Source organism: uncultured Anaerovibrio sp. (assembly GCF_947302755.1).
Taxonomy (GTDB): Bacteria; Bacillota; Negativicutes; order Selenomonadales; family Selenomonadaceae; genus Anaerovibrio.
This window is the reverse complement of record NZ_CAMYWM010000190.1, coordinates 1-3,667: the sequence shown is the minus strand read 5'-3', so window position 1 is coordinate 3,667 and position 3,667 is coordinate 1. Positions and strand designations below refer to the sequence as shown.

The window sequence follows — 3,667 nt, the reverse complement described above, 5'->3', positions numbered from 1 at the left end:
AATACCTGGTACGGCGGCGAGATGAAGAAGGGTATGTTCTCCATGATGAACTACTTCCTCCCTCTGAAGGGCATCGCCTCCATGCATTGTTCCGCCAACTGCGACATGAACGGCGAGAACACTGCCATCTTCTTTGGCCTCTCCGGTACCGGCAAGACCACCCTGTCCACTGATCCTAAGCGTAAGCTTATCGGTGATGACGAGCATGGTTGGGACGACAACGGCGTATTCAACTTCGAGGGTGGCTGCTATGCCAAGGTTATCAACCTTGATAAGGATTCTGAGCCTGATATCTACAATGCAATCAAGAGAAATGCTCTTCTCGAGAATGTAACTGTTGATGCCAACGGCAAGATTGACTTCGCTGACAAGAGCGTTACCGAGAACACTCGTGTATCTTATCCTATTAACCATATCAAGAACATCAAGGAAGGTTCCTCCGCTCCTGCAGCCAAGAACGTAATCTTCCTTTCCGCTGATGCATTTGGCGTTCTGCCTCCAGTTTCCATCCTGACTCCAGAGCAGACTCAGTACTACTTCCTCTCTGGTTTCACTGCTAAGCTGGCAGGTACCGAGCGCGGCATCACTGAGCCAACTCCTACCTTCTCCGCTTGCTTCGGCCAGGCCTTCCTGGAGCTGCATCCTACCAAGTACGGTGAGGAGCTGGTTAAGAAGATGACTGCCAACGATGCAAAGGCTTATCTCGTAAACACCGGCTGGAACGGTACCGGCAAGCGTATCTCCATTAAGGATACCCGTGGTATCATCGACGCTATCCTGAACGGTGACATTAAGACCGCTCCTACCAAGAAGATTCCTATGTTTAATCTTGAGGTACCTACTGAGCTGCCAGGTGTTGATCCTAAGATTTTGGATCCTCGTGACACCTATGCAGATGCTTCCCAGTGGGAGACCAAGGCCAAGGATTTGGCTGGCCGCTTCATTAAGAACTTTGGCAAGTACACCGGCAACGCTGCCGGCAAGGCTCTTGTTGCTGCTGGTCCTCAGCTGTAATATTTGCCCCTTGCAAGGTTCTGCGAAATTAAAATTGGGAGAGTCCCTTTCAGGGGCTCTCTTTTTTTGATTTTAGAATGTTTTGACTTATTATCCTCCCAAGCTGATATATTTATTTTTTCTTTTGGTTGATTTATAAAATAAAATTTTCTAAAATTAGTGATGGCAGTATATTTATTGAAATGAGGGATTATATATTATGGAACTATTGGAAAAAATATTGGAGTGGAAGCATACCCAGAAAATTATCACCTTCGTTATTATTTTAAATGCTTTGGTATTGGGCTTGTTAACGGACAGGACATTGTCACCGGACCAGGTATCATTTTATGAGGCCATTGACAAGGTCTGTCTGGTGATATTTGTCATAGAGCTGGTGGTGAAGCTCCTTGTGTATAGGAGAAATTTCTGTTCTGATGCCTGGAATATCTTTGATTTTGTGGTTGTGGCCAGCTCAATCATATTTATTTCTTCCAGTGTTTCTATAATTCGGGCCTTTCGTATATTTAGATTGTTAAAGGCTCTGGCGGAATTTCCTGAGCTTCAGATACTGGTTTCGGCCATGCTTAAGGCCATTCCAAGCATGTCCTGGGCCCTTGTCCTTCTGTTTATAATTTTTTACATTTTTGCCGTATTTGGCAGTACCCTGTATGGAGGTACATTTCCGGAATTGTTCGGTGATATCGGCGGCTCCATGTTTACCCTGTTTCAGGTTATGACCTTTGAGTCATGGGCTACGGCGGTGGCCAGACCGATTATGGAGGTTTATGAATATGCCTGGATATATTTCCTTATATTTATTCTCCTGACCTCCATTACCTTGCTTAATGTTATGGTGGGTATTGTTGTAGAAGCTGTCGTAATCGGTGGGGAGCTTGGTCTTCCACAGGCAGCCAAGGATAGGGAAGCTGCTGTAATCGATGATGACAAGATTGAAATGGAAATACGTCAGCACCTTGAACAGATTGATGAGCTTCTTAAACAGCGCAGTGCTGTATCGAAATAAAATTACATCTTAGTAAGCCAAAGCTTAAAAATCAGTCTTACTTTTGTGGATTTTACCTATTAATATTCAGATAAAAAATCGGGCCTTGTGACCGATTTTAGGCTTGTAAAAGATTTTTATAAGCTTTTTTGTCTAAAGTAGTTGAAATTGTAAGAATTTTCTCCTGAAGATGATGGTACCATGATAGTGAATTATGATCAGGTTTAGGGGGGATATACTAAAATGATGAGAAAGTTGCTATTAGGGTTAGTGGCATTGATTGCCATTTTCGCTATGGCTGGTTGCGGTGCTGATAAGCCAAAGGACAGTGCTGACAAGGCTGTACTGGGATATGCTGAGATTACAGCTTACGGCGTATCTGATAATATTGCAGCCACCGGCATGACCAAGGCTCAGGAACAGGAAATTCAGGAGGCGATAATTGGCGATTTGCTTAAGTCTTTTTCCCAGTTCCCACTTAGTGATGAAAATGCTCAAAATGTAACTGCTGCATATATCACCAAGATGAAGGCAGCTATGCAGATTAAGACCAAGATTAAGACAGATGATGCTGAGCATCCTGTAGTTGAGGTTACTGCCAACGTTCTTGACCAGGCAGGTGCTGCGAAGTTAGCCGAAACGAATGAGGATATTCTCGCTCTTGGTGTTGTATTGGGGGCTTTGCAGGCCAACGGTTATACTGTAGAGCAGTTTAAGCAGGATCCTGGCTTCCAGAAGGCTACAATGGAATGCATTGATAACTATATCAACGAGTTCCCATTGAAGATGGGTCAGACCTATGAGTGCAAGTGCGAAATCGTCAAGGGGGACGATGGCAAGACTTCTTGGGCTCCAGTAGATGTTGAGGGCCTGAAGAAGTTTGTAAACGGTTTATAATTCAGTTATTAACTGTCATGGTATTTAGTGATGATATAACAGTGTAAAAGTTGAGAGGAGATTATTTTTATGAAGAAGTTAGGTATGGTATTGGCAGCAATGGTATTCGCTTTAGGCACTCAGGTTGCAGGTGCAGCTTCCCTGAGCAGCAATGTTACTACTTCCAGCTACAATCTGATGGACGAAGAGGTTACTCTTTACGTTGATGAGCCTGTAGAGTCCGGCGACGTTCTCGTGGACGAAGACGGCGATGTTTGGGTAGTAGAGTAATAGACAATACTATTCTTCAGTCTAAAAATAAAACTAAAGGCGTGCATTAGTCGCGCCTTTTTTTATTTAAAAGATTTGACAATTATATAATAACGTGTATACTAATGTGTGTTGAATAATTGAATATTGTTATGGAACAGGTGCCGCAAGGCTTAATAGAGAAGCTGGTAAAGTCCAGCACGGTCCCGCCACTGTAAGAGGAGCAAAGCTATAGTTTTGGTCACTGGAGCAATCTGGGAAGGCGTATAGCAGAGCGATGACTCAAGTCAGGAGAACTGCCTGTTTAACAATCACCGTTTTTTCCTACGAGCGATGGGAAGGGATTATATAGTGCCTTTTTTAAAAGGTTTTTTATGATGCTTTTCTTCCATATTGGATGAAAAGTTTTTTTATTTTTGTGGTCTTTTTTCTTAATAGTGTTAGAAACGGTCTGGATTTTTACAACGAACACTTAGTGAGCACAAGCCTACGGCACAGTGGGAACTTAGTGTTCGTGTAAGG

The 3,667-nt window shown here is 43.3% G+C and carries 4 protein-coding genes and 1 riboswitch; all 4 genes read left to right on the top strand.

Annotated elements, in window-relative coordinates; translation table 11 throughout:
- Positions 1–1,014, top strand: a 1,014-nt coding sequence (locus Q0Y54_RS12265) for a phosphoenolpyruvate carboxykinase (ATP) (RefSeq protein ID WP_297968494.1), incomplete at its 5' end; no start/stop codon positions are given.
- Positions 1,015–1,213: 199 nt separating this feature from the next.
- Positions 1,214–2,020 (top strand): ion transporter, encoded by an 807-nt coding sequence (locus Q0Y54_RS12260; protein WP_297968490.1) that lies wholly within the window; start codon positions 1,214–1,216, stop codon positions 2,018–2,020.
- Between the two features lie 222 nt (positions 2,021–2,242).
- Positions 2,243–2,896, top strand: coding sequence for a DUF5105 domain-containing protein (locus Q0Y54_RS12255; protein ID WP_297968487.1), 654 nt, complete (start codon positions 2,243–2,245; stop codon positions 2,894–2,896).
- 69 nt (positions 2,897–2,965) lie between these two features.
- Positions 2,966–3,166, top strand: a complete 201-nt coding sequence (locus Q0Y54_RS12250; protein ID WP_297968485.1) for a hypothetical protein — start codon at positions 2,966–2,968, stop codon at positions 3,164–3,166.
- Between the two features lie 121 nt (positions 3,167–3,287).
- Positions 3,288–3,464: riboswitch (cobalamin riboswitch) on the top strand.
- Positions 3,465–3,667: the final 203 nt, after the last annotated feature.

Excerpts from the sequence above, each read along its gene's own strand:
- Q0Y54_RS12255 (WP_297968487.1), top strand. The coding sequence starts at position 2,243 with ATGATGAGAAAGTTGCTATTAGGGTTAGTGGCATTGATTGCCATTTTC.
- Q0Y54_RS12260 (WP_297968490.1), top strand. The coding sequence starts at position 1,214 with ATGGAACTATTGGAAAAAATATTGGAGTGGAAGCATACCCAGAAAATT.
- Q0Y54_RS12250 (WP_297968485.1), top strand. The coding sequence starts at position 2,966 with ATGAAGAAGTTAGGTATGGTATTGGCAGCAATGGTATTCGCTTTAGGC.